The sequence below is a fragment of the Paraburkholderia sp. J69-1 genome (assembly GCF_905220255.1).
In the GTDB taxonomy this organism is placed as follows: domain Bacteria; phylum Pseudomonadota; class Gammaproteobacteria; order Burkholderiales; family Burkholderiaceae; genus Paraburkholderia.
Genome location: NZ_CAJMZG010000020.1, coordinates 97633 through 117921 on the forward strand (window position 1 = coordinate 97633; position 20289 = coordinate 117921).

Annotated in this window: 17 protein-coding genes; 9 read left to right on the forward strand and 8 right to left on the reverse strand. The window is 64.4% G+C overall.

Annotated features, from left to right (window positions below; all coding sequences use genetic code 11):
- The first annotated feature begins 82 nt into the window (after positions 1-82).
- The gene (locus U5A67_RS30105) at positions 83-1075 is read left to right on the forward strand and encodes a GlxA family transcriptional regulator (protein ID WP_205986139.1); all 993 of its coding nucleotides are present in this window, start codon (positions 83-85) and stop codon (positions 1073-1075) included.
- A 491-nt stretch (positions 1076-1566) separates the two neighbouring features.
- On the forward strand, positions 1567-3024 hold the full coding sequence (locus U5A67_RS30110) for a sensor histidine kinase (protein WP_205986140.1): 1458 nt from the start codon (positions 1567-1569) through the stop codon (positions 3022-3024).
- 139 nt (positions 3025-3163) lie between these two features.
- On the opposite strand, the gene U5A67_RS30115 is transcribed toward U5A67_RS30110, so the two are convergent.
- Positions 3164-3661: an acyl-CoA thioesterase gene (locus tag U5A67_RS30115; protein WP_205986153.1), complete on the reverse strand. Its 498-nt coding sequence runs from the start codon at positions 3659-3661 to the stop codon at positions 3164-3166.
- 343 nt (positions 3662-4004) lie between these two features.
- Here U5A67_RS30115 and U5A67_RS30120 point away from each other — a divergent pair, with 343 nt between their 5' ends.
- A complete protein-coding gene (locus tag U5A67_RS30120) occupies positions 4005-4964 on the forward strand; it encodes a response regulator (protein ID WP_205986141.1) in 960 nt (319 codons plus the stop codon).
- Positions 4965-5027: 63 nt separating this feature from the next.
- Here U5A67_RS30120 and U5A67_RS30125 read toward each other — a convergent pair whose 3' ends face one another.
- The 3 genes from U5A67_RS30125 to U5A67_RS30135 all read right to left on the reverse strand — a co-directional run bounded on the left by U5A67_RS30125 (position 5028) and on the right by U5A67_RS30135 (position 8618).
- The gene (locus U5A67_RS30125) at positions 5028-6803 is read right to left on the reverse strand and encodes a methyl-accepting chemotaxis protein (RefSeq protein WP_321817185.1); all 1776 of its coding nucleotides are present in this window, start codon (positions 6801-6803) and stop codon (positions 5028-5030) included.
- 248 nt (positions 6804-7051) lie between these two features.
- The gene (locus tag U5A67_RS30130; protein ID WP_321817186.1) at positions 7052-7615 is read right to left on the reverse strand and encodes a phosphotransferase-like protein; all 564 of its coding nucleotides are present in this window, start codon (positions 7613-7615) and stop codon (positions 7052-7054) included.
- 76 nt (positions 7616-7691) lie between these two features.
- Positions 7692-8618, reverse strand: a complete 927-nt coding sequence (locus tag U5A67_RS30135; RefSeq protein WP_321817187.1) for a LysR family transcriptional regulator — start codon at positions 8616-8618, stop codon at positions 7692-7694.
- Positions 8619-8752: 134 nt separating this feature from the next.
- On the opposite strand from U5A67_RS30135, the gene U5A67_RS30140 reads away from it, so the two are divergent.
- From U5A67_RS30140 to U5A67_RS30150, 3 genes are all read left to right on the forward strand, one after another.
- Entirely contained in the window at positions 8753-10204 is a 1452-nt protein-coding gene (locus tag U5A67_RS30140) for a M20 family metallopeptidase (RefSeq protein ID WP_321817188.1), read from the forward strand.
- Positions 10205-10231: 27 nt separating this feature from the next.
- On the forward strand, positions 10232-11527 hold the full coding sequence (locus U5A67_RS30145) for an MFS transporter (RefSeq protein ID WP_321817189.1): 1296 nt from the start codon (positions 10232-10234) through the stop codon (positions 11525-11527).
- A 129-nt stretch (positions 11528-11656) separates the two neighbouring features.
- Positions 11657-12445 carry an FRG domain-containing protein gene (locus U5A67_RS30150; RefSeq protein WP_205986145.1) on the forward strand — a complete coding sequence of 263 codons (789 nt, stop codon included), beginning with the start codon at positions 11657-11659 and terminating at the stop codon, positions 12443-12445.
- 36 nt (positions 12446-12481) lie between these two features.
- Here U5A67_RS30150 and U5A67_RS30155 read toward each other — a convergent pair whose 3' ends face one another.
- Positions 12482-14227: a putative bifunctional diguanylate cyclase/phosphodiesterase gene (locus U5A67_RS30155; RefSeq protein WP_321817190.1), complete on the reverse strand. Its 1746-nt coding sequence runs from the start codon at positions 14225-14227 to the stop codon at positions 12482-12484.
- 214 nt (positions 14228-14441) lie between these two features.
- Between U5A67_RS30155 and U5A67_RS30160 the strand changes: the two genes are divergently transcribed.
- Positions 14442-15017, forward strand: a complete 576-nt coding sequence (locus tag U5A67_RS30160; protein WP_321817191.1) for a hypothetical protein — start codon at positions 14442-14444, stop codon at positions 15015-15017.
- A gap of 8 nt (positions 15018-15025) precedes the next feature.
- Here the strand turns inward: U5A67_RS30160 and U5A67_RS30165 are convergent, their stop codons facing one another.
- On the reverse strand, positions 15026-15325 hold the full coding sequence (locus U5A67_RS30165) for a YciI family protein (protein ID WP_321817192.1): 300 nt from the start codon (positions 15323-15325) through the stop codon (positions 15026-15028).
- 46 nt (positions 15326-15371) lie between these two features.
- The gene (locus tag U5A67_RS30170; RefSeq protein ID WP_321817193.1) at positions 15372-15971 is read right to left on the reverse strand and encodes an NUDIX domain-containing protein; all 600 of its coding nucleotides are present in this window, start codon (positions 15969-15971) and stop codon (positions 15372-15374) included.
- Positions 15972-16100: 129 nt separating this feature from the next.
- Between U5A67_RS30170 and U5A67_RS30175 the strand changes: the two genes are divergently transcribed.
- Entirely contained in the window at positions 16101-16856 is a 756-nt protein-coding gene (locus U5A67_RS30175; protein ID WP_321817194.1) for a DeoR/GlpR family DNA-binding transcription regulator, read from the forward strand.
- Positions 16857-16909: 53 nt separating this feature from the next.
- On the opposite strand, the gene U5A67_RS30180 is transcribed toward U5A67_RS30175, so the two are convergent.
- On the reverse strand, positions 16910-17239 hold the full coding sequence (locus U5A67_RS30180; protein WP_321817195.1) for a hypothetical protein: 330 nt from the start codon (positions 17237-17239) through the stop codon (positions 16910-16912).
- Positions 17240-17733: 494 nt separating this feature from the next.
- Here U5A67_RS30180 and U5A67_RS30185 point away from each other — a divergent pair, with 494 nt between their 5' ends.
- The gene (locus U5A67_RS30185) at positions 17734-20007 is read left to right on the forward strand and encodes a PA14 domain-containing protein (protein WP_321817196.1); all 2274 of its coding nucleotides are present in this window, start codon (positions 17734-17736) and stop codon (positions 20005-20007) included.
- Positions 20008-20289 lie beyond the last annotated feature (282 nt).

The following is a 20289-nucleotide window of genomic DNA, read 5'->3' on the forward strand; positions in this document are numbered from 1 at the left end:
CCTGCCATTTGACGCGTGATTCGGCCATCCACACGCGAAGCACGCCGAAGCCGAGTTCAAACCCTCTCATTGATCTGACCCCATGCCGAAAATCATCGCCATTCTCGCGTTGCCGGGCGTGCAATTGCTCGATGTGAGCGGCCCGCTCGACGTCTTTGCGCAGGCCAATATCGAGGCGGGCCGCACGGTCTACGATCTGCGCGTGATTGCCTGTCGGCCGGGACCGATCCGCAGTTCATCGGGCGTGCGGCTGTTGCCGGACGAAGTCGCGGGCAAAACGCCGGAGCACGAGCAGGCGCGCATCGACACGCTGCTGGTGGCCGGTGCGCCCGATGCCGCCACCGCGCAACTCGCGCCGCGCGTGCGCGACTGGCTGCGCACGACCGCGGCGCGCGCGCGGCGTTTCGGCTCGGTCTGCACGGGCGCGTTCGCGCTGGCCGCGAGCGGCCTGCTCGACCGGCGCCGTCTGACGACGCACTGGGCGAGCGTGGAGGCGCTCGCGCAGGTTTGCCCGACCGTCTCGATCGAGGCCGATTCGCTCTACGTGCGCGATGGCAAACTGCGCACGGCCGCGGGCGTGACCGCGGGGCTCGATCTGGCGCTGGCGCTCGTCGAGGAAGATCTGGGGCGCGAGATCGCCATGCAGGTCGCGAGCCAACTGGTGATGTTTTTCAAGCGCCCCGGCGGACAGTTGCAATTCAGCCGCAAGGGCGAGACGCGCCCGGCGGGGCGCTCGGCGCTTCAGGAAGTGCAGCGCTGGGTGGCGGCGAATCCGGCGCTCGCGCATCGCGTGCCGGATCTGGCCGAACGCGTGGGCCTGAGTCCGCGCCATTTCGCCCGCCTGTTTCAGGCCGAGGTCGGACTCACGCCGGCCGCGTGGGTGGAAGCGGTGCGCGTCGACGCGGCGCGCGCGCTGCTCGAAACCGAGGCCGAAGCGCCCAAACGCGTGGCCGCGCGTTGCGGGTTCGCAAACGCGGACACCTTGCGGCGCGCATTCATCAAGCATGTTGGCGTGTCGCCGGCCGAGTATCGACGCCGCTTTGGCGGGCCGTCGGCGGAGCCCGTTCAGGCGTGAAAAAGAGCCCGGTATGCGGATTGCTTGATCTGGCCCAGCAATAGCCGATTCGTCTGGCATGAAAGCGTTGTTAGCGGGCAATTTTCAGGACAAGCATCGGCGATCCCGGCGATAATCTGAACCACGGATTGCCCGGTTGCGCAAGCGATGCAGAAAGCATGCGAACAGGTGCGCGAATGTTGCCGCATCGAACCTATCGACGGCAAAACCGCGCAAGAGTCCTGAAGGAATTCAGAACCCTTTCACGGAGTCAAAAACAATCGAGCGCCGCACGGGGCCGCCCTGAATGGGGGCATGCGGCAACCTTGTCCTACACGACGCGTCCATGTCGAAGCGGCCCGCAAGGGCGATTCGGGCGCGAAGGTTGCGCAGGGGACGATCTCACGAAGATCTGGCGCATCTGAGGTATCAGGCGCCGCAGACCAGCAGGCAGTGCCGGCGCGTCGACGCCACGCGCCGGGCGGTGAAAACAAGAATCCACGCGACACATTATGTATTCGATCTTGCCCGCGTTCGTATCCGCGTTGTTTCTCGGGTTCGGCGTGTACGTGCTCCTGACGGAAGGCGTGTCGCGCCTTTCGGTGCCGTTCGCCTTGATGTGCGCGACCACCTTCGTCTGGCAAGGCACCTGGGCATTCCTGTTCCAGACGCCCGATCCCGAACTGGCCGAAGTGCTCGTCAAGTTCGGCTATCTGTTCATCCTGTTTCTGCCCACGACGTATTACCACTTCAATATCGAAGTCAGCGCGCGGCGCAGCGAGCGGCCTTTTCTGATCGCCTCGTATGGCCTGAGTCTCGTGCTCGCGATGTTGCTGATCGTGAGCGACGAAGTCGTCTCCGGTTACGGCACATTTTTCTTCGGCCGATATCCGCATGCGGGCCTGCTGCATCCCGTCCACGTGGCGCAGACCGTGCTGCTCGCATTGCGCAGCGGCTGGGTGCTGTTTGTGGCGCGCGGCCAGACCCAGGCGCGCGACCGCCGCCGTCTGCTCGATCTGTGTCTGCTGAGCCTGGCCATTTACGGCGTGGCCGCGAGCGATTACGCCGTGAATTACGGCATCGCGTTCTATCCGGTGGGCGCGGTGTTCATCGCCGTGAGCCTGGGGATTCTGGCCGTCACTATCGTGCGTTACGGGCTGATGCGCCCGTATCTGATCGCGGCTACGGTCGCGCATGAAGTGGCCACGCCGCTTGCAGCCATCGGCATGCATGCCGAGGAAATCGGCAATGTGCTGCCCGAACTCATGCGCGGTTATCAGCTGGCCGTGCAGCATCAGCTCTGCGTCGATGGCCTCTATCCGGGGCAGACGGAGCGCATTACCTCGCTGGCCTCGTCGATACGGCGGCAGGTCGATAGCACCAGCACGGTGGTCGAGATGTCGCTGGCGTCGTTTACGCTCGACCGGCTCGACCGGCGCAGCTTCGAGGCGTATCCGATCCGCTCCTGCGTGAACGCGGCGCTCGAACGCTTTCCGTTCCGCCCGGGCGAGCGCGAACTGGTCACCGTCTTGCCGATCGATCCGCTGCTGAGCTTTTCGGGCTCGGATTCGCTGGTGGTGTTCGTGCTGTTCAACCTGCTCAAGAACGCGCTCTTTGCGATTCACGCGAGCGGCAAGGGCGCGGTGGAAATCGACACGGCCAGCGAAAACGGCTATTGCGTGCTGCGTTTCACCGACACCGGGCCGGGCATTCCCGCCGACGTGCTGCCGCGCATCTTCGAGCCGTTCTATTCGACCAAGTCGCATGGTAAGGGCGCGGGCATGGGCCTCGCGTTCTGCCGCCGCGTGGCCGACGCGCTGGGCGGGGCGATCGCGTGCGAATCGGTGCAGGGCGTGGCCACCACTTTTACGCTGTATCTGCCGGAGCCGGGCTCGTCCGCGGATCGTGCAATCCAGGACACGCCGGGGAAGCCCCGCCGATGGACGGCGGGGCAGGACTACGCGGGTTGAAGCGGCGCTGGCCTGATCCAGCGATGAATCGGTTTCAAGTCAACATTGCGTCAACTTCGAGTCAACATCGCGTCAACTTCGGGCCAATGCCGGGCTTCGTCCCAGGGTTCGCGTCTGGATCGTTTTGTGGACGATGCCCTTAACGGACGCTCGTCGGCAGCACGATTTCATATTCCTTGACGCGCTCGACGATCCCCGGCGGGAAGCGGCGAATCCGCTTGTCGGTACCGGCAAAGAGAATCTGCTGGTAGCCGAGCGAAACGGGGCGCCCGTCCACGCAAAAACGAAACACGAGATAAGCCGAGCATTGCCGCACCTGGAAGGTGTTCATGTAGCAATCGACGCGCTGGAACGGAAACGTCTCTTGCACATACTCCTGGTGCGCGCGCTTCGTGACGAAGACGCCGCCTGCCGCGAGCAGGTTGTTATGGATACATTCGTGGAACCAGCGTTCGCGGCAAATGCCCTGCCACTCGAAATAGCGGGCGAAATACGTGTTCATGAAGGCATTGGAGTCCTTGAGGTAAATATCGATGACATGATGGAACGTCTTGGGAGGCGTGGCGGCCATGATTTCGTCGGCAAAGCCGTTGGCGCCACGGGAGAGCACTGCGGGGATCGATTCACGAGCATTCATTGGATGAACTCCATATGAGTTGACCGCTGGCGGCGGTCGCGCATGCCTTCGAATGTCCGAAGACATGCCCCCAATTCTGTGCGTGTTACCTGGCCGCCAAAACCGCGTTTGCCACATGCCGGTGCATCCTGCGGCACCGTGCGTGCTCGCAAACGATTTCGCGCATAAGCCTGGGTTGCGCTGTCTGTGCGTTTGCCCGCAACACCCGTGGGTCAACGGTTGCCGAGCCTGGCCCGAGGCCGCATAATCTGGCAGCGATAGCGTTGCGATGCGTTGCGCGTGTTCTGCTGTGCGGGGCACTGATCAATGGTTTCGCGGGCTTCGCGAGCACCGAGGCATATACATGAGTTCGATCGTCAGGCAGCCGGTTTTTTACCCCGTATCCGTGGTCTTTCTCGACGACAGCGCGGATTTTCTTCACGCCCTGCGCGGGCTTTTCCCGCAGGCGCCCACGCATCACTTCTTCACCTCGCAGGACGAGGCGCGTGCGTTCATCGAATCGGCTGGCACGCGCGCCGCGCGCCAGAGCCCGATGTCGGGCGCGGCGTGGTCGGAGTTCGAGAAGAAGGGCGGCAATGCGCTAGGTCAGGACGCGATGGCGGACGCCACGCGCTTCGAAGACGTGGCCGCCATCGTGGTGGACTACGACATGCCGGGGCAGGACGGGCTGGAATTTCTCGCGTCGGTGAAAGACGCGAACTGCACGCGCATTCTGCTGACCGGCACCGCCGATGAATCGCACGCCGTCGACGCTTTCAACGCCGGGCTGATTCATTTTTACGTCAAGAAGTCGGACCCGCAGATGACGCGCAAGCTGGCGCAGGCGCTGGCCAACGCGCAGCAGAAGTTCTGCGCGCAGCACGGCCATATCGGCGTGCATGGCGTGGGCGCGGTCTATGCCGACCGCCGCACGAGCGAAGTGCTGCATACGCTGGCGCAGCGCGAGCGCATCGTCGAATACTACTGGCGGCCCGAGCAGAACGCGGTGCTGACCTTCGACGCGCAAGGCAACGCGGGCGTGTTCCTCGCGTGGGACGCGCACGACTGGGACGCGCAATGCGATGTGGTCACCGACGAAGGCGGTCCCGCCGCCTTGCGTGACGAAATGGAAGGGCGCCGCATCATGCCGGTGTTCTGGCCGAACGAGGCTTACCGGCCGGGCATGGCGCGCGTGGAGTTTGCCACGCCGCAGCCGGTGCCGGGCACCCAGGATGTCTATACGAGCTGGACGCGCATCGAAGGCGTCGAACTGGCGCCGGGCCTCGTGACCTATGCGCAGTGGTTGCGGCAGCAACGAGGCTGATCGAAACGATGAAGGGCGCACCACGGTGCGCCCTTTTCGTTGGTGCTTTAACGCATTGGTGCGTTAGAACGTTTCCCAGTCCTGGTCGTTGCCTGCCGTAGCGAGTACCGGCGAGGGCGCTGGCGCCGGTGCGGTTGCCTTCGGCATGGGTTTGCTCGCGGGCTTCAGCGTGGATTTGCGTGCTGGCGCAGACGCGCGTTGCGCGGCTTTCACGGGCGCAGGTTTCATCGGCTGGGTCTTGCGCGATGTATCCGCTGCTTGCACGACCGACTGCAACGTCGATTGTGCGCCGATCCTGAACACCGCCACCACATCGCGCAGGCCACTCGACTGCACAGCCATCGACTGCGCCGCCGCCGAAGCTTCTTCCACGAGCGCCGCGTTCTGCTGCGTCACCTCATCCATCTGCGCGACGGCGCGATTGACCTGCTCGATGCCCGTGTGCTGCTCTTCGGACGCTGCGGCGATCTCACCCATCAGATCGGCGACGCGGCGCGCGGACTGCACGACTTCGTCGATCGTCGCGCCTGCTTCGTCGACGAGCTTCGAGCCTTCCGCCACCTGCACCACCGACTGCCCGATCAGATCCTTGATCTCCTTCGCGGCGCTCGCGCTACGCTGCGCGAGCGTGCGCACTTCGCCGGCCACGACCGCGAATCCACGGCCCTGTTCGCCTGCGCGCGCGGCTTCGACGGCAGCATTCAGCGCGAGAATATTGGTCTGAAAGGCAATTCCGTCGATCACGCCGATGATCTGCTCGACGCGCTGCGACGTATCGGCGATGCCGTGCATCGTGGTCACGACGCGGCGCACGACTTCGCCGCCGCGCGCCGCCACATCCGACGCATTGACGGCCAGCGTATTGCCCTGGCGCGCGTTATCCGTGTTGTGCTTCACGGCGGCCGTGAACTGCTCCATGCTCGCAGCGGTTTCTTCGAGCGAGGCGGCCTGTTCTTCGGTACGCGAGGACAGATCCTGATTGCCCGCCGCGATCTGCTGCGCGCCCGTCGTGATCGATTCGGCCGACGTCTGGATGCGCTGCACCGTGTCCACGAGCTGGCGCTGCATCTGGCTCATGGCGTGCAGCAGGCTGCGATCGTCGCCGGGCGAGAGCTGGACCTGCGCCGTGAGATCGCCAGCGGCGATGCGCTCGCAGATATCGGCGGCATAGTCGGGCTCGCCGCCCAGACTCGCGCGGATACTGCGGATCAGCCAGAACATGCCGAGCGTGAGCGCCACGCCAATCAGCGCGACCAGCGACAGACTGCGGATCAAGGCGCCATAGAAGGCATCGTCGATATCGTCTACATAGACGCCGGTGAAGACATGCCAGTCCCAGCCGGGCACGACATCGGCGTAGGTGATCTTTTCCACCGGGCTGCTGTGGCCGGGCTTGGGCCACACGTAGCTGCTGACATGATTGCCGCCCGCCGACGAGCTTTTCACGATCTCCAGCGCGACATGCGTGCCGTTGGAATCGACCATATCGGCCTGGCTCTTGCCTTCGAGTTCGGGCTTGGGCGGCACCAGCACGGCCGTGGCCGCGCTGTCGTAAATGCCGAAGTAGCCGCTTTGATCGGCGCCGTAGCGCAGGCCGCGCAACGCGGCGATGGCCTGACGCTTCGCATCGTCGACGGGCAGATGACCTTGCGATGCTTCCTTCTGATAAAAGCCGATGACGCCGAGCGCGGTTTGCGTCTCCTGCGCGAGCGAGCCCTTGCGGTCTTCGAGCATGCCCACGCGCGTCATGACCGCATTGGCCACGACCAGCACCACGAGGGCAATCCACAGCAGCGCGACGATGCTCCACGCTTTTTGATTCAACGACAGTCGCTTCACGTTCTCCGTTTCCTCCAGGCCCGGCTGCCGTTTGCGGCAAGCCCTGTTTCATGGCGCAAGGCGGTGAGACCCACCTTTCCCGCCATGTTTATCGGCGCGCTGGACGACGATCTGAAGCCAGGGAATGCCCGGCGAACGAGCTTTTTGATTGGGCTGGAGAATGCGTTATTCGTCAGAGGATTGTGTAAGCCGATTGATATGCGCAATGGCTGAAAGTTGCGCGTGCAACGAAATCGCCAAAGGTGGCGTTAGCGCTTGAATGTGCCTGCCGCCAGGCCACTGACAATGTGCGCGGCAATGGCATCGGGCGTTGCGGATTCATCGCTGATCGCGTGATTTGCCGCTTCGCCTGCAAAAAGCGTGTAGAAGCCACGCAGCGTTTCGTAATCGCCGATCTTGCCCGCATCGCGTCGGGATGCCCGCAGCGCGCAGGTTTCGATCCCCGGACGCAGCAACACATAATGCAAGGGGATGTCCTTGACGATGGTGCGCAGCGTGTCGAGCATCGCGGGCGGGATCGAGAAGTCCAAAACCACCTGAAAGTCGGAGCGCGCGAACGGCAGGCAGGCCGCGGTCATCGAACGGATGATCGTGCGGAAGTTGTCGTGGCGCTCGCGTGCGTCGGGTTTGACGATGAACTTCCAGAAGCGGTCGCCTTCGATGCAGGCCACGGGTTGCGGCAGGAGCGGGATCAGCGCTTTGGTGACCGCTGTCTTGCCGCTGCCGGGCGGCCCGCTAATCACAATGATCCGACCAGTGTGAATCGGCTGACCGTTCTGATCCAGTCGGCCCGTGGAGGGTGTCGTTGGCATAGGGGCCTCGCGAGGCAGGGCGGCGCGGTGTGCGCAAGCCTTCCCAGTATAGGGCGCTCGCGTTGCCGGCCTGCGCTCAGGCGTCCACGTTGCCCAGCCCGGACGTCTCGATCTCCTCGATCAGCGCCCTGAGCACACTGTCGATCGCCGACGACAGGCGCCGGTCGCGCATCGTCGTCACGTAGAGGCTGCGCTGGCGTAACTCGGGTTCGTCGATGGGACGCGCGACGAGCGCGAGTTCATCGGCGCGATGGCTGAGGCCCGCGAGCGAAAGCTTGCTACCCAGCGTGATCGCGCCCGCGAGCGCGGCGAAGGCATGCAGCGCGCTGGAGTTGTTGCTCGTGAGAATCGCGTTCAGTTCGATACCCTGACGCGCGCAGCAGGCGTCGATCAACTGGCGCGCCGTGTTGCCGCGTTCGAGCAGCGCCACGGGATACGCCGCGAGATCGGCGAGCGTGAGCGTGTCCTGCTGTGCGAGCGGATGCGCGGGATCGAGCAGCGCGCACACGCCCGCCTGCGCGCTGTATTCCACGCTCACCTTCGCGGGATCGCCGCCCGAGAACGACACGCCCAGATCGACTTCGCCCGATGCCACCCAATGCTCGACCTGCGCGGGCGCGCCCGAACGCAGCATGAAATGCACATGCGGCACGGCGGCGTGATGGCGCGCGAGCACGCCGGGCAGAAACGAGCGCGTAAAACCCTCGGTGCAGCCGATGCGCACGATGCCGCGCCCCAGCGCCTTGCTGGCGGCGATTTCGGCGAGCACCGCATCGCCTTCGAGCAGCGCGCGGCGCGCGTGGGCGGCAAGGCGCTCGCCCGATTCGGTCAGCACCATGCCGCGCGGCATGCGCTCGAACAGCGGCGTGCCCACGTCCTCCTCCAGTTTGGCGATCTGCCGGCTGATGGCCGAAACGGCCACGTGCAGCGTCTGCGAAGCGGCCGCGAGCGAGCCGGTGCGCGCCACTTCGATGAAGTAGCGCAGGGCGATGCCGTGCAGCATGGTCTAGGGGTCTCCTGAATCTGCGTTGCCGTTTTGGCAATGCTATCCGCAAAATTTGAAATTGTTGCGAATTTTTGGCGTTCATAGACTGGGTTTAACTTCCTCATCCGCAAGACCCAGGAGACCCCGTGAGCGTGCTTGAGACCCTTGAGACCCGAGAAATCGCCGAGCAACCCCTTGCCACGCGCCAGCAGGCCATTGCCGCCGCGCTTGAGCACTTCGATTCGGGCGCATTCCTGCAAGCGCTCGAACGCCGCGTGGCGGTGCGCTCGGAGAGCCAGAACCCGGCGCAGGCCGAGGCGCTGGCCGCCTATCTGAGCGACGAAATCGCGCCCGAACTGGCGGCGCTTGGCTTCACGAGCCGGTTGGCTGCCAACCCGGTCAACGCGCGCGCGCCGTTTCTGATCGCCGAGCGTATCGAAGATCCCGCGCTGCCGACCGTGCTGACCTACGGCCACGGCGACGTGGTGCGCGGTTACGACGAACAATGGCGCGATGGCCTGAAGCCGTGGGAAATCCGCGTGGAAGGCGACCGCTGGTACGGACGCGGCACCGCCGACAACAAAGGCCAGCATTCGGTGAACTTCGCGGCGCTGGCGGCGGTGCTGGCCACGCGCGGCGGCCGGCTGGGCTACAACGTGAAGGTGATCTTCGAGACTGGCGAGGAAATCGGCTCGCCGGGTCTGAACGAAGTCTGCGCCGCCGAGCGCGACGCGCTGGCCGCCGATGTCTTTATCGCCTCGGACGGCCCGCGTGTGAGCGCGGAGCGCCCGACGCTGTTTCTCGGCTCGCGCGGCGGCGTGACATTTGAGTTGCGCGTCGATCTGCGCGACGGCGCGCATCACTCGGGCAACTGGGGTGGTGCGCTGCGCAATCCGGCCATCGTGCTCTCGCATGCCATCGCCAGTCTCGTGGACCGGCACGGCGCGATTGCCGTGGAAGGCCTGCGTCCGCCGCCGATTCCCGCGAGCGTGCGCGCCGCGCTCGCCGACATCGAACTGGGCGGCGACGAAAACGCGCCCGCCGTCGATGCCGATTGGGGCGAGCCGGGCCTCACGCCCACGGAACGTGTGATCGGCTGGAATACGCTCGAAGTGCTGGCCTTCAAGGCCGGCAATCCCGACGCGCCCGTCAACGCGATCCCGCCGCGCGCCCATGCGGTGTGCCAGTTGCGCTTCGTGGTGGGCACCGATTATCAGCGCGTGGGCGAGCATCTGCAGGCGCATTTTGCGCGGCTAGGCTTTAGCGAAGTCGAGGCGCGGGTCACGCAGACCGCCGCCGCCACGCGCCTCGACCCGGACGACGCGTGGGTGCGCTGGGCGCTCGAATCGCTGCGCGCGAGCACGGACAAAAAGCCCGCGCTGCTGCCGAATCTGGGCGGCACGGTGCCCAACGACGTGTTCGCCGAAACGCTTGGCCTGCCCACGCTGTGGGTGCCGCATTCGTATCCGGCCTGCGCGCAGCACGCGCCCAACGAGCATCTGCTGGGCAGCGTCGCGCGCGAGGCGCTCGCCGTGATGGCGGGCCTCTGGTACGACCTGGGCGACGATGCCGCGCGCATGGCCACCCTCGCCACCCGTAGTTAGTCGAGCACGCAGACGAGGAAGACCATCATGACCACGGCATCCACGCACGCCGGTAAAAAGCGGCCCAGCCTGACGCAGATCGTTGTCGCGACATCGGCGGGCAATGCGCTCGAATGGTTCGACATCGCGATTTACGGCTTTTTTGCGGTGTTTATCGGCAAGCACTTCTTTCCGGCGGCCAGCGAGACGGCTTCGCTGCTGCTGACCTTCGGCGCGTTCGGCGCTTCGTATCTGGTGCGTCCGCTGGGCGGCATGGTGCTGGGCGCCTACGCCGACCGGCGCGGGCGCAAGGCCGCGCTGATGCTGTCCGTGAGCCTGATGATGGTGGGCACGGCGATCATCGCGCTGGTGCCGGACTATGCCGCGATCGGCATGGCCGCGCCGCTTGCGGTGCTGGCGGCGCGCCTGATCCAGGGCTTTTCGGCGGGCGGCGAGTTTGGCGCATCGACGGCGATGCTGATCGAACACGCCCCGCACCGGCGCGGCTTTATCGCCAGCTGGCAGTTCGCCACGCAAGGACTGGCGACGCTGCTGGCGGCCTCGTTCGGCTATGGTCTGGCCAAGGCGATGGCGCCCGCCGATCTGGCCGCGTGGGGCTGGCGGCTGCCGTTCTTCTTCGGTCTGTTGATCGGCCCGGTGGGGCTTTATCTGCGCCGCTTTATCGAAGATGCCGAAGACTTCACGCAGGCGGCGCGCACCGAATCGCCCGTGCGCGAAGTGTTCGCAAAGCAGAAGCGGCTCGTGCTCACCTCGATCGGATTGCTGACGGTTTCGACGGCCGTGAATTATCTGCTGCAATACGTGCCGACGTTCGCGATCCGCGATCTGCATCTGGGCGCGGCCACGGGCTTCGCGGCCACCATGGTGGGCGGCGTGATACTCACGGTGGTCACGCCTTTTGCGGGACATCTTTCGGACCGCATCGGCCGACGTCGCCAGATGACCTGGGTGGCCCTGCTGTTCGCGATCACCGCTTACCCGGGCTTCGCATGGGCGACGTCGCAAGGCGGCGCGATGCCGCTCTTCGTGCTGATCGCCTGGCTCGCGCTGCTCAAGTCGATCTACTTTGGCGCTTTGCCTGCGTTGATGGCCGAGATCTTTCCGGCCGCCACGCGCGCGACGGGCATGGCGATTGGCTATAACGTCGGCGTGACGGTGTTCGGCGGTTTTACGCCCGCCATCGTCACCTGGCTGCTGGGCGCGACCGGCGATAACAGCGCGCCGAGCTACTACCTGATCCTCACGGCCACGATCAGCCTTGCGGCGCTCGCGTGGGTGAGCCGCGTGTCGGTCGAACCGCTGGCGCGCCGCGCCGCTGCATAAAGCGGGCGCGGACTTCACGATGTAACCGTCGGTGTGATAGTTTGTCTGACGTTAAGGCGCGGTTAGCGCGGCGCGGCGGGCGGATCGACCTCCGCTCGCGCGCGGCAACCGTCGCCGGGAGATAGACGCATGCAGACCACCGAACTCACCGACTGGAACCAGTTCATGGAGCTGACGACCCAGCTCGACGGCTGGGCGTTTCGTGGGCAGCAGAATGCCCAATGGCGGCTCGAAAGCTCGCTCTCGCGTTATATGCGCGACTACGTGGACGACCACAGCGAATGGCGCGTGCGCGAAGAGCGCGCGATCCGCGTATTCCGCCGCAAGGCGCACAACTTTCTCGCGCGTCCCGACATCCTCGCCGACGATCTGCGCTGCCTCGCGCTAATGCAGCACCACGGCGCGCCCACGCGTTTGCTCGACTTCACGAAAAGTCCCTTCGTTGCAGCCTTTTTTGCGCTCGAACGCGCGACCGGCGACGCCGCCGTCTATGCGCTCAATACGCCTGCGCTGTGGAATAATCGCGCGCGTCCGAAGAGCGATCCGGCGCTCACGCGCGATGTGATCGATCCGCGTGCGCCTGGGCATTTCGAGCGCTATTTCTTCTGCAATACGAACGAAATTATCTGGTCGGGCGAGCCTTCGGAAATGGACGACCGGCTGGTCGCGCAGTCGGGCACTTTTGTCGTGCCGGGCGTGATCGACCGGCCGTTGCAGGCGATTCTCGACGGGTACGAAACCAACGAAGAACTGCTGCATCAGATCGTGCTGCCCGCGCGCATCCGCATGGATGCAATGAAGTGGCTTTACCGGATGAACATCACGAATGCGTCGCTGTTTCCGGGGCTGGACGGCCTTGCGCGCTCGATCGCGGTGGAACTGGAAATCGTCTGGTCGGGGATGATGCAGTCGAAGTGAAAGGCGGGCACGCGCCGGTGCCCATCAAGCGACGTATCATGCCGCGCGCGTCCCATCGGCAAGCAAGCGCGACACCGGCGCCAGCAACGTGCGCAAGGCCTGCAGCGAAACGGGCCGCGAAAACCAGAACCCTTGCGCCTCGTCGCAACCCAGCTCGCGCAGACGCTGGGCCTGTTCGGCCGTTTCGATACCTTCTGCCGTCACCTTGAGTTCCAGCGCGTGCGCCATCTGGATGATCGCGCCCACCAGCGCATCGCTGCGCGGGTCCGTGGCCATCTTCGTCACGAACGAGCGGTCGATCTTGAGCCGGTTGAGCGGCAGACTCGCGAGCCAGCCAAGGTTCGAATAACCGGTGCCGAAATCGTCCACGGCCACCTCGATGCCCAGCGCGCGCACTGCACGCAGCGTCTGCACGGTGCGCCCGGCATCGGCGAGCAGCATGCTTTCGGTGATCTCGATTTCGAGCTGGTCGGGCGCGAGCGCGGCGCGCTCCAGCGCCGCCTCGACCTGCGCGGTGAAGCGCGGATTGACGAACTGCTGCGGCGACACGTTGACCGCCACCTTCGGCAAGATGCGTGCGAGGCGCTGCAACTGACCGGTTTCGCGACACGCTGTCGACATCGCCCAGGCGCCGATCGTGTCGATCAGCGAAGCCTCTTCGGCGATGGGGATGAATTCGGCGGGGCTCACGAGCCCGTGAACGGGATGACGCCAGCGCAGCAGCGCCTCGGATTGCATGATGACGCCGGTTTGCAGCGAAACGCGCGGCTGATACATCAGGAAAAGCTCGCGCGCGTCGAGTGCATGACGCAGCGCGCTTTCGAGTTCGAATTGTCGCGTGGCGCGCTGCTCCTGCGCGCGCGCGAAGCGGCGCACCTGGGCGCGCCCGCTGCGGCGCGCCTCGGACACGGCGACGCTGGCGCGGCGCACGAGCGTGGCGGCATCGTCGCCATCGGCGGGATGACGCGCGGTGCCGATGCTCATGCTCGCCGCCGCGCTGCGCCGTCCCGGCGCGCGTTCGGCCGGCTCGGGCCGGACGGATTCGTCGCCTTGCGCGAAGGCGTCGATCAGCGCCTGCGCGACCTGGCCGGCTTCGTCGCCGCGGCCCGGCAAGGCCATGGCGAACTGATCGCCGCCGATGAAACCCATCGGACTGTCGCCGCAGTGCGCCTGCGCGAGCCGGCGCAGCCGCGCGCCCGCGTATTCGAGCGCGAGATCTGCGCCTTCGGGGCCGAGCGCTTCGCGCGTTTTCTGCAGATCGTCGATTTCGATGACGAGCACCGTGAGCGGCTCGCCGCTGCGGCGGCTGCGCGCGAGCAGCAGATCGAGACGTTCGAGAAATAGCTCGCGATTGGGCAGACGCGTGGCGCTGTCGTGATTGGAGACGTACCAGAGCCGCGCCTCATTTTGCGCGTGTCGCGAGGTGTCCACGGCGATGCCGATGTAGTGGCCGGCGTAACGCTCTTCCAGCGCGCCCGTGAGCGGCGCCATCGCCAGCGACACCGGCACGCGCGTGCCGTTGCGGCGCACATAGGACCACTCGCCGCGAAACTGCGCGAGCGCGCCCGCGCTGGTGGCGGGCACGGGCCCGACACGGCGGATCAGTTCGGCGGGGTCGTGCAGCGCGAGGAATTTGCGCTGGCCGATCAGATCCTGCTCGCTGTAACCGGTCAACTGCTCATAGGCCGCGTTGACGCGCGCGAACACGCCATCGGGCCGGCACAGGAAGGCGCCAAACGGCGCGGCGAGAAAGGCCGATTCATAGACGCTGGGCGTGCTCATCGAAGTCCTGTGCGCGTGGCATGGCGAACCCGCGCGCCGCCGGGCGTAGCGGTGCGTGTCGCCTTGTCGTTATGGAAATCGACGAAGCAGGAGGCGTGCCATATCGGATGCGCGCGCAACGGTCTGGACGGCGCGGTGAGGTGCGGGTGGTTACGTAACGTGTGCGATGCGGGGTGAATGGGTGTTACGTAACGGTATCGCGCCGTGATACCGGATGCGCGGATGGGCGCTTGCAGCGCTCGAAAAGCGGCCGATACGGCTCGTCACGTTCACCCGACCCATACAGACTGAAGCTCTAAAAAACATCGAGTTCGATATCGGCGTGTATGGTCGCCAGATACTCGAATACCGGTGCCAGGATTTCCAGTCCCCGATCGGGCGCGCAGTGATAGATCAGCCGAATCCGATCCGCGTGCCGACCGGACTAGCCCGGCCGGACCGGCGTTTAATATGTGACTCCCAAGGCGGTTTACGGAGACTGTTCAAACCGCCGAAATATATAGAATTCCTGATGCGTACATTCGGTTTATGCGAGGTGATGGCAATCTATCTGATCTTCAGACTCTCTCCAACCTACCTCGATACCTACGATTCCGAATCGCTATGCGAATTCGTGGTGCTGATCGCGACAGGCACATCGATCCAGCTACTGATCCTGCTGCTGGACGAACTCTGGCTCTTTCATGGCGTGTCCAGCATCAACCGCCGTCCCGCATACTTTTCCCTGGGCCTGCACGGCGGCATCAGCATTTCCGGTCTGATTGCCGCCTGGCATTACATCGCGGTATAGGCGCAAGGTTAAACGGCCGCCTCGGGTCGCAGCAGATTCAATCCGGTTGCCAGTCGCGTGGCCTTGAATTCCGTCACGGTATGAACAGCCACGCCTTGCTGCACGAACGGATCGGCAGCGAGGATCGCGTCCAGGCGCTCGCGCTCCATGTTCGATACGACGATCACGCCGCCGTCGCGCGGCACCTTCGGGCCGGCCGCAACAAAGTGGCCGGCGGCAAACTGCGCGTCGAGGTACGCGCGATGCGCGGGCAACACATCGTCGATACGATCGAGCGATGCGGTGTAAGTCAGCGAAACGATATACATGCGAATTCCAGAAAAATAGACCGTCGACGATTGTAGTGGCGTGCGCTCAGCGGGCGGTTGCAGCCGCCGCGGCCTGAAGCGCCGCATGCTGCAGCAGCATGATGGTTTTTCCATCGACGATCTCGCCGCGCCCGATCGCCGCCAGCGCTTCGGTCAAAGGCATTTCGATCACTTCGAGATCTTCGCCTTCTTCGGCGATGCCGCCGCCGCGACCCACGCGCGTGGAGTCGTCGTACTCGCCCATGTAGAAGTAGAGCTTTTCCGTGACCGAACCGGGGCTCATGAAGGCCTCGAACACCTTGCGCAGATTGCGCACGCGATAGCCCGTTTCCTCTTCGACTTCGGCGCGGATGCGCTCTTCCGGCGAGGCCTGATCGAGCAAACCGGCCGCCGCTTCGATCAGCATGCCGTCGTGGCCGTTGACGAAGGCGGGCATGCGGAACTGGCGCGTCAGCACCACATGGCCGGTCGCGGGATTGTGCAGCAGGATGGTCGCGCCATTGCCGCGGTCATAGGTTTCGCGGCTCTGGCGTTGCCAGCTGCCGTCGCGGCGCAGGAAGTCGAAGGTGACTTTGCGCAGCACATACCAGTTGTCCGAAAGCACGGTGGTATCGACGATGCGGATGCGGTCCTGGGTGGTCGTCACGAGAAGCTCCAGTCTGGATCAAAGGGGCGATGCAAGCGGAAGTTCGACATTCCTGCCTGCCGATGGTAACGTGCAATCTCGTGCAGTTTCAAGAAAATTCGTGCAAACCCGATTTCACTCGGTCCGACGATGCTCACCAGCCAAAGAAAAAAAGCGATTCTCGACGCCCTCGAACGTGACGGTCAGGTGCTGGCCGGCGAGCTGAGCGTGGCGTTCGGTGTGTCCGAGGACACCGTGCGGCGCGACTTGCGCGAACTGGCGGCGGAAGGGCGTCTGCAGCGCGTGCATGGCGGCGCGCTGCCTGCTTCGCCCGCTATTGCGCCGCTGGCCGAGCGCGAAGATATGGATGTGGCCGCCAAACAGCGCGTGGCGCGCAAGGCGGCTGCCATGATTGCGCCAGGCCAGGTTGTGATCGTCGATGGCGGGACGACTTCCGCGCTGCTGGTGCAGTCGCTCGCCCCAGATCTCGTTGCGACCATCGTCACGCATAGCCCAGGCATCGCAGTGGCGCTGGCCGCGCATCCCAGCGTCGAAGTCGTGCTGATCGGCGGGCGGCTGTACAAGCATTCGGTGGTGAGCGTTGGCGCGGCGGCCATCGAGGCCATGTCGCACATTCACGCCGATCTCTACTTCATGGGCGTGACCGGCGTGCATGCCAAGGCCGGCCTGAGCACGGGAGATTATGAGGAAGCCTATGTGAAACGCGCGCTGGCGGCGCGTGCGGCTGAAACGGTGGTACTGGCGAGCGCGTCGAAGCTCAACGCGGCTTCGCAATACTGCATCGGCGGACTGGATCTCGCGCAGACATTGATCGTCGATGCGGCGGCGGGCACGAAGCTCACGCGTCCGCTGGAAGAAGCGGGGCTCACGGTCGTGAAGGCCTGAGCGGATGGATTCAGGGCTGCGCAATCGTGAACCGCAATCTGCGCGGCCCGGCGCTAGTCCGCAACCGGCATGGGCATGTTCGCGACATCGACTTTCACACGCGACAGAAGCCGGTCGGCGTCCTTGCTCTTGAGGCGCAGCGCGCCAGCGGCGACCGCTTTCGCTCGTACGGCGGGGCGAACCCAGTAAAACGGCGCGCCGTGCGGCGTGAAGGTGCCGTCGGCCGTGCGTGCGGGAATCCAGGAAGCCGGGTCCAGTCCGATTTGCGTCGCCATGGCGAACAGGGCGTCGGGCGTCGGATCGTCTGAAAACAGGCGGCAATGTTGGGCTTGCGGCCCCCGAACGCTCCAGGCGCCGCTTTTCAGTTCGTCTACGTAGATCATGAGGGTGGGCTAAGGAAATACAGGTTGGGGGAGCGCAGGATGTGCGCCGCCCACGATTACGAAAATGCGAAGCCGGCGATCACACGATCACGGATCGCGTTGCCAGACGAGAGCCTAGCCGCATGCGTCTCGTGTGGCGATGATGGAACCGTGAAAGTAATTTCATCGCGAGGACGGTCGCTGAACTGACTCCACGAAGCTGGACTGTTGAACGCCAAGCGCCCAAGGGCTGGGTCCGGTATTGCACGGAACTCAGCCCTTTGCTTTTTTGGGGTGACGCAAAGAGATCACCGTTGCGCGCGAGTCAGGGAAACTCCTGGTGCAGGAGTTGATGACTAATAATATTATTAATTTTACCGTATCGCTGCTCTTGTTTCATCGCTTCCGTTTCCCAGTAATTGGATCGCAGTGCATAGATGGCAGCATCGCTATGCCCGATAAATTAATAATAATTTTCGACCTTTTATAAATACGGGTGATTTCAGGAGATACAGGTGCGCAACTTATTCGTGCTTTCGGCAAGCGCGGTGATTCTGGCCGCGTGCGGCGGCAACAGCGATTCACCCACCCCCACAGCGGTAGCGGACGCGCAGACGTCCGCCGCGAATTCAGCATCGGCGAGCGTGCAAAACGAATTCCGGCTGGCGGGCTCCACGCCGCTCGGCATGCGAACCACCACGCCAGCCGTCGTCATCAGCGATCCGGACAAGAATCTTTCGCCGTACACGCCACCCGCGCCACCCGCAGCGCTCACCAGCACCACGCTCAGTTTCGGCGACTTCACGAGCTATCTCGCGGCGGGCTCGACGCAAGGCTGGGTGCCCGGCGCGACGCCATCGAGCATCGCGATTCCGGCGCCCACCACCAACGGCACGGGCGCGGGCGACAAGGCCGTCGCGCTTGGCAGCATGTATGCGACAGCTTCCTACGAGGCGGACGTCACGGTCGGCAATCCAGTCGGCACGGGACCGGCCAACGCCGGCTTCATCGTACGCACGACCAATCCGACGGCGGGCGGCCCGGATAGCCTGACGGGCTATTTCATCGGCCTCGACACGGGCTCGCACACGCTGGTCGTCGGCCGCGAGAACAACAACTGGACGCAGTTCATCCAGTACCCGAACAGCGCGATCGTCGGCGGCAGCACGCACCATCTGAAGGTCACGACGAGCGGCACGGCCATCACCGTCGATCTCGACCAGCAACGCGTGATCAGCGCGAACGATGCGACCAACGCGCTGCCCGCCGCGTTCGCGAGCGGCAGCTTCGGCGTGCGGCGCTTCGGCGTCGGCGCGACGTTCAGCAACATCACTATCAAGACCTATCCGGCCGTGAAGTCGCCGACTTTCGATTTCTCGAAAGTGGTCGGCATGGTCTATACGCCGTCGTCGGCCGTCAATGCAATCGACTTCTGGGAGAACTACGATCCCGCCGTCGTCAATCGTGAACTGACGTACGCGCAGACCTATGGCGTCAACACGATCGCCGTCTATCTGCACTACCTCGTGTGGGCCAACGACCGCGTCGCGTTCCTGAGCAAGTTCGAGAACCTGCTGGAGATTGCTTCGCGGCACGGCATCAAGGTGTCGCCGATCTTCTACGACGACTGCTGGAACCCGACACCGCAATACGGACCGCAACCGGCTCCCGTCTGGGGCGTGCACAACAGCCAGTGGGTGCAGTCGCCGGGCACGCCGGTCGAACAGGCGTACTTCCAGCCGACGGCATCGAACGCGTCGGTGACCTACAAGGCGAGCCTCGCGAACTACATCACCGATTTCGTCGCGCCGCATCGCAACGACTCGCGCATCATCTTCTGGGAGCCGATGAACGAGCCGGGTTGCAGCGGCAACGGTTCGCTGCAGCAAACGCGTGCGGTGCTGATGAACGATGCGCGTATCGCGATCCTGAATGCGGGCGCCACGCAGCCGATCAATTCGCCGCAGGTGCAGGAGGATGAGGGCACGTACTTCTCCGACTTCTACGCGTTCCATCCGTATGGCAATCCGTACACGGGCCCGGTCAACGGCAGCTATGTGAGTGCGCTGAACTCGGAGACGCTACAGCGCGGCTTCACGGGCACGGCGGGGCAGACGATGCCGGGCATCGTGTCGAACTACGGCGGCAGCACGGGCTTCATCGTCTGGGAACTGATGATCGGGCGCACCAACACGCGCTTCCACTGGGGCCAGACGCCGACCGCACCCGCGACCGTCGAACCGGCGACGCCGTTTCAGGGCACGCTCTACCCCGATGGTCACCCGTGGCAGACGTCGGAAGTTCAGGCGCTGACGGGCGGATTCGACGTGAAGCTGCCGGTGCTCAACGTCGCGTACTACAACGATCCGAGTTTCAGCAGCGCGCCGGTGAAGACGTCGGTCACGCCGCTCGTCGATTTCGACCTGAACACGGAGCGCGGCACCGACTCGCCGGATGCCTCGGCGGGCGTCAATGCGACGAACTACGGTATTCGCTGGACGGGGGCGATCGAGGCGTCGCAGTCAGGCCTTTACACGTTCTCGATCGACAGCGACAACATCGCCCGGTTGTGGATCAACAGCGTCGAAGTCATCAACAAGAAGACGTCGACACGCTCGACGACAAGCGGCGTCGTATTGCTGAATGCCCGGCAGCCGACGTCGATCAAGGTCGAATATGTGCACGGAACGGGGCCGGCAAACATGCATCTGTCCTGGTGGAATCCGCTGGCGCAAAGTCCTGCTGCTGTGCGGATCGTGCCGTCGGATCCGCTCGTGACGACGAACTGAGTTTGATTCAGTCATGCTAATGAAACCGGCGTTGCAGCAGCGGCGCCGGTTTTTTCTTATCGTCTGGCATTGGGGACATTGCGCTGTTGGAGTGCGCGGGTTGCCACCTACTTTTGCCAACTGCGCGCGGCGATGCCGAAAAAGACGGTTCGCATTTTCTAAAGCGGTGCTCCGTTTTGAAAAGCCTTTAAAGAGGTGGCGCTGTGAGGGCGGTGATGATCGACATGTATGTCGTCATCGGAAAATAGGGCCGTAGCGATTGCAAAAAAGAAGGCTTGGGTG

Bases quoted from the DNA above. Each gene is read 5' to 3' on its own strand.
- U5A67_RS30105 (WP_205986139.1), top strand. From the start codon at position 83: ATGCCGAAAATCATCGCCATTCTCGCGTTGCCGGGCGTGCAATTGCTC.
- U5A67_RS30110 (WP_205986140.1), top strand. From the start codon at position 1,567: ATGTATTCGATCTTGCCCGCGTTCGTATCCGCGTTGTTTCTCGGGTTC.
- U5A67_RS30115 (WP_205986153.1), bottom strand. From the start codon at position 3,661: ATGAATGCTCGTGAATCGATCCCCGCAGTGCTCTCCCGTGGCGCCAAC.
- U5A67_RS30120 (WP_205986141.1), top strand. From the start codon at position 4,005: ATGAGTTCGATCGTCAGGCAGCCGGTTTTTTACCCCGTATCCGTGGTC.
- U5A67_RS30130 (WP_321817186.1), bottom strand. From the start codon at position 7,615: ATGCCAACGACACCCTCCACGGGCCGACTGGATCAGAACGGTCAGCCG.
- U5A67_RS30135 (WP_321817187.1), bottom strand. From the start codon at position 8,618: ATGCTGCACGGCATCGCCCTGCGCTACTTCATCGAAGTGGCGCGCACC.
- U5A67_RS30145 (WP_321817189.1), top strand. From the start codon at position 10,232: ATGACCACGGCATCCACGCACGCCGGTAAAAAGCGGCCCAGCCTGACG.
- U5A67_RS30150 (WP_205986145.1), top strand. From the start codon at position 11,657: ATGCAGACCACCGAACTCACCGACTGGAACCAGTTCATGGAGCTGACG.
- U5A67_RS30155 (WP_321817190.1), bottom strand. From the start codon at position 14,227: ATGAGCACGCCCAGCGTCTATGAATCGGCCTTTCTCGCCGCGCCGTTT.
- U5A67_RS30160 (WP_321817191.1), top strand. From the start codon at position 14,442: ATGCGCGGATGGGCGCTTGCAGCGCTCGAAAAGCGGCCGATACGGCTC.
- U5A67_RS30165 (WP_321817192.1), bottom strand. From the start codon at position 15,325: ATGTATATCGTTTCGCTGACTTACACCGCATCGCTCGATCGTATCGAC.
- U5A67_RS30175 (WP_321817194.1), top strand. From the start codon at position 16,101: ATGCTCACCAGCCAAAGAAAAAAAGCGATTCTCGACGCCCTCGAACGT.
- U5A67_RS30180 (WP_321817195.1), bottom strand. From the start codon at position 17,239: ATGATCTACGTAGACGAACTGAAAAGCGGCGCCTGGAGCGTTCGGGGG.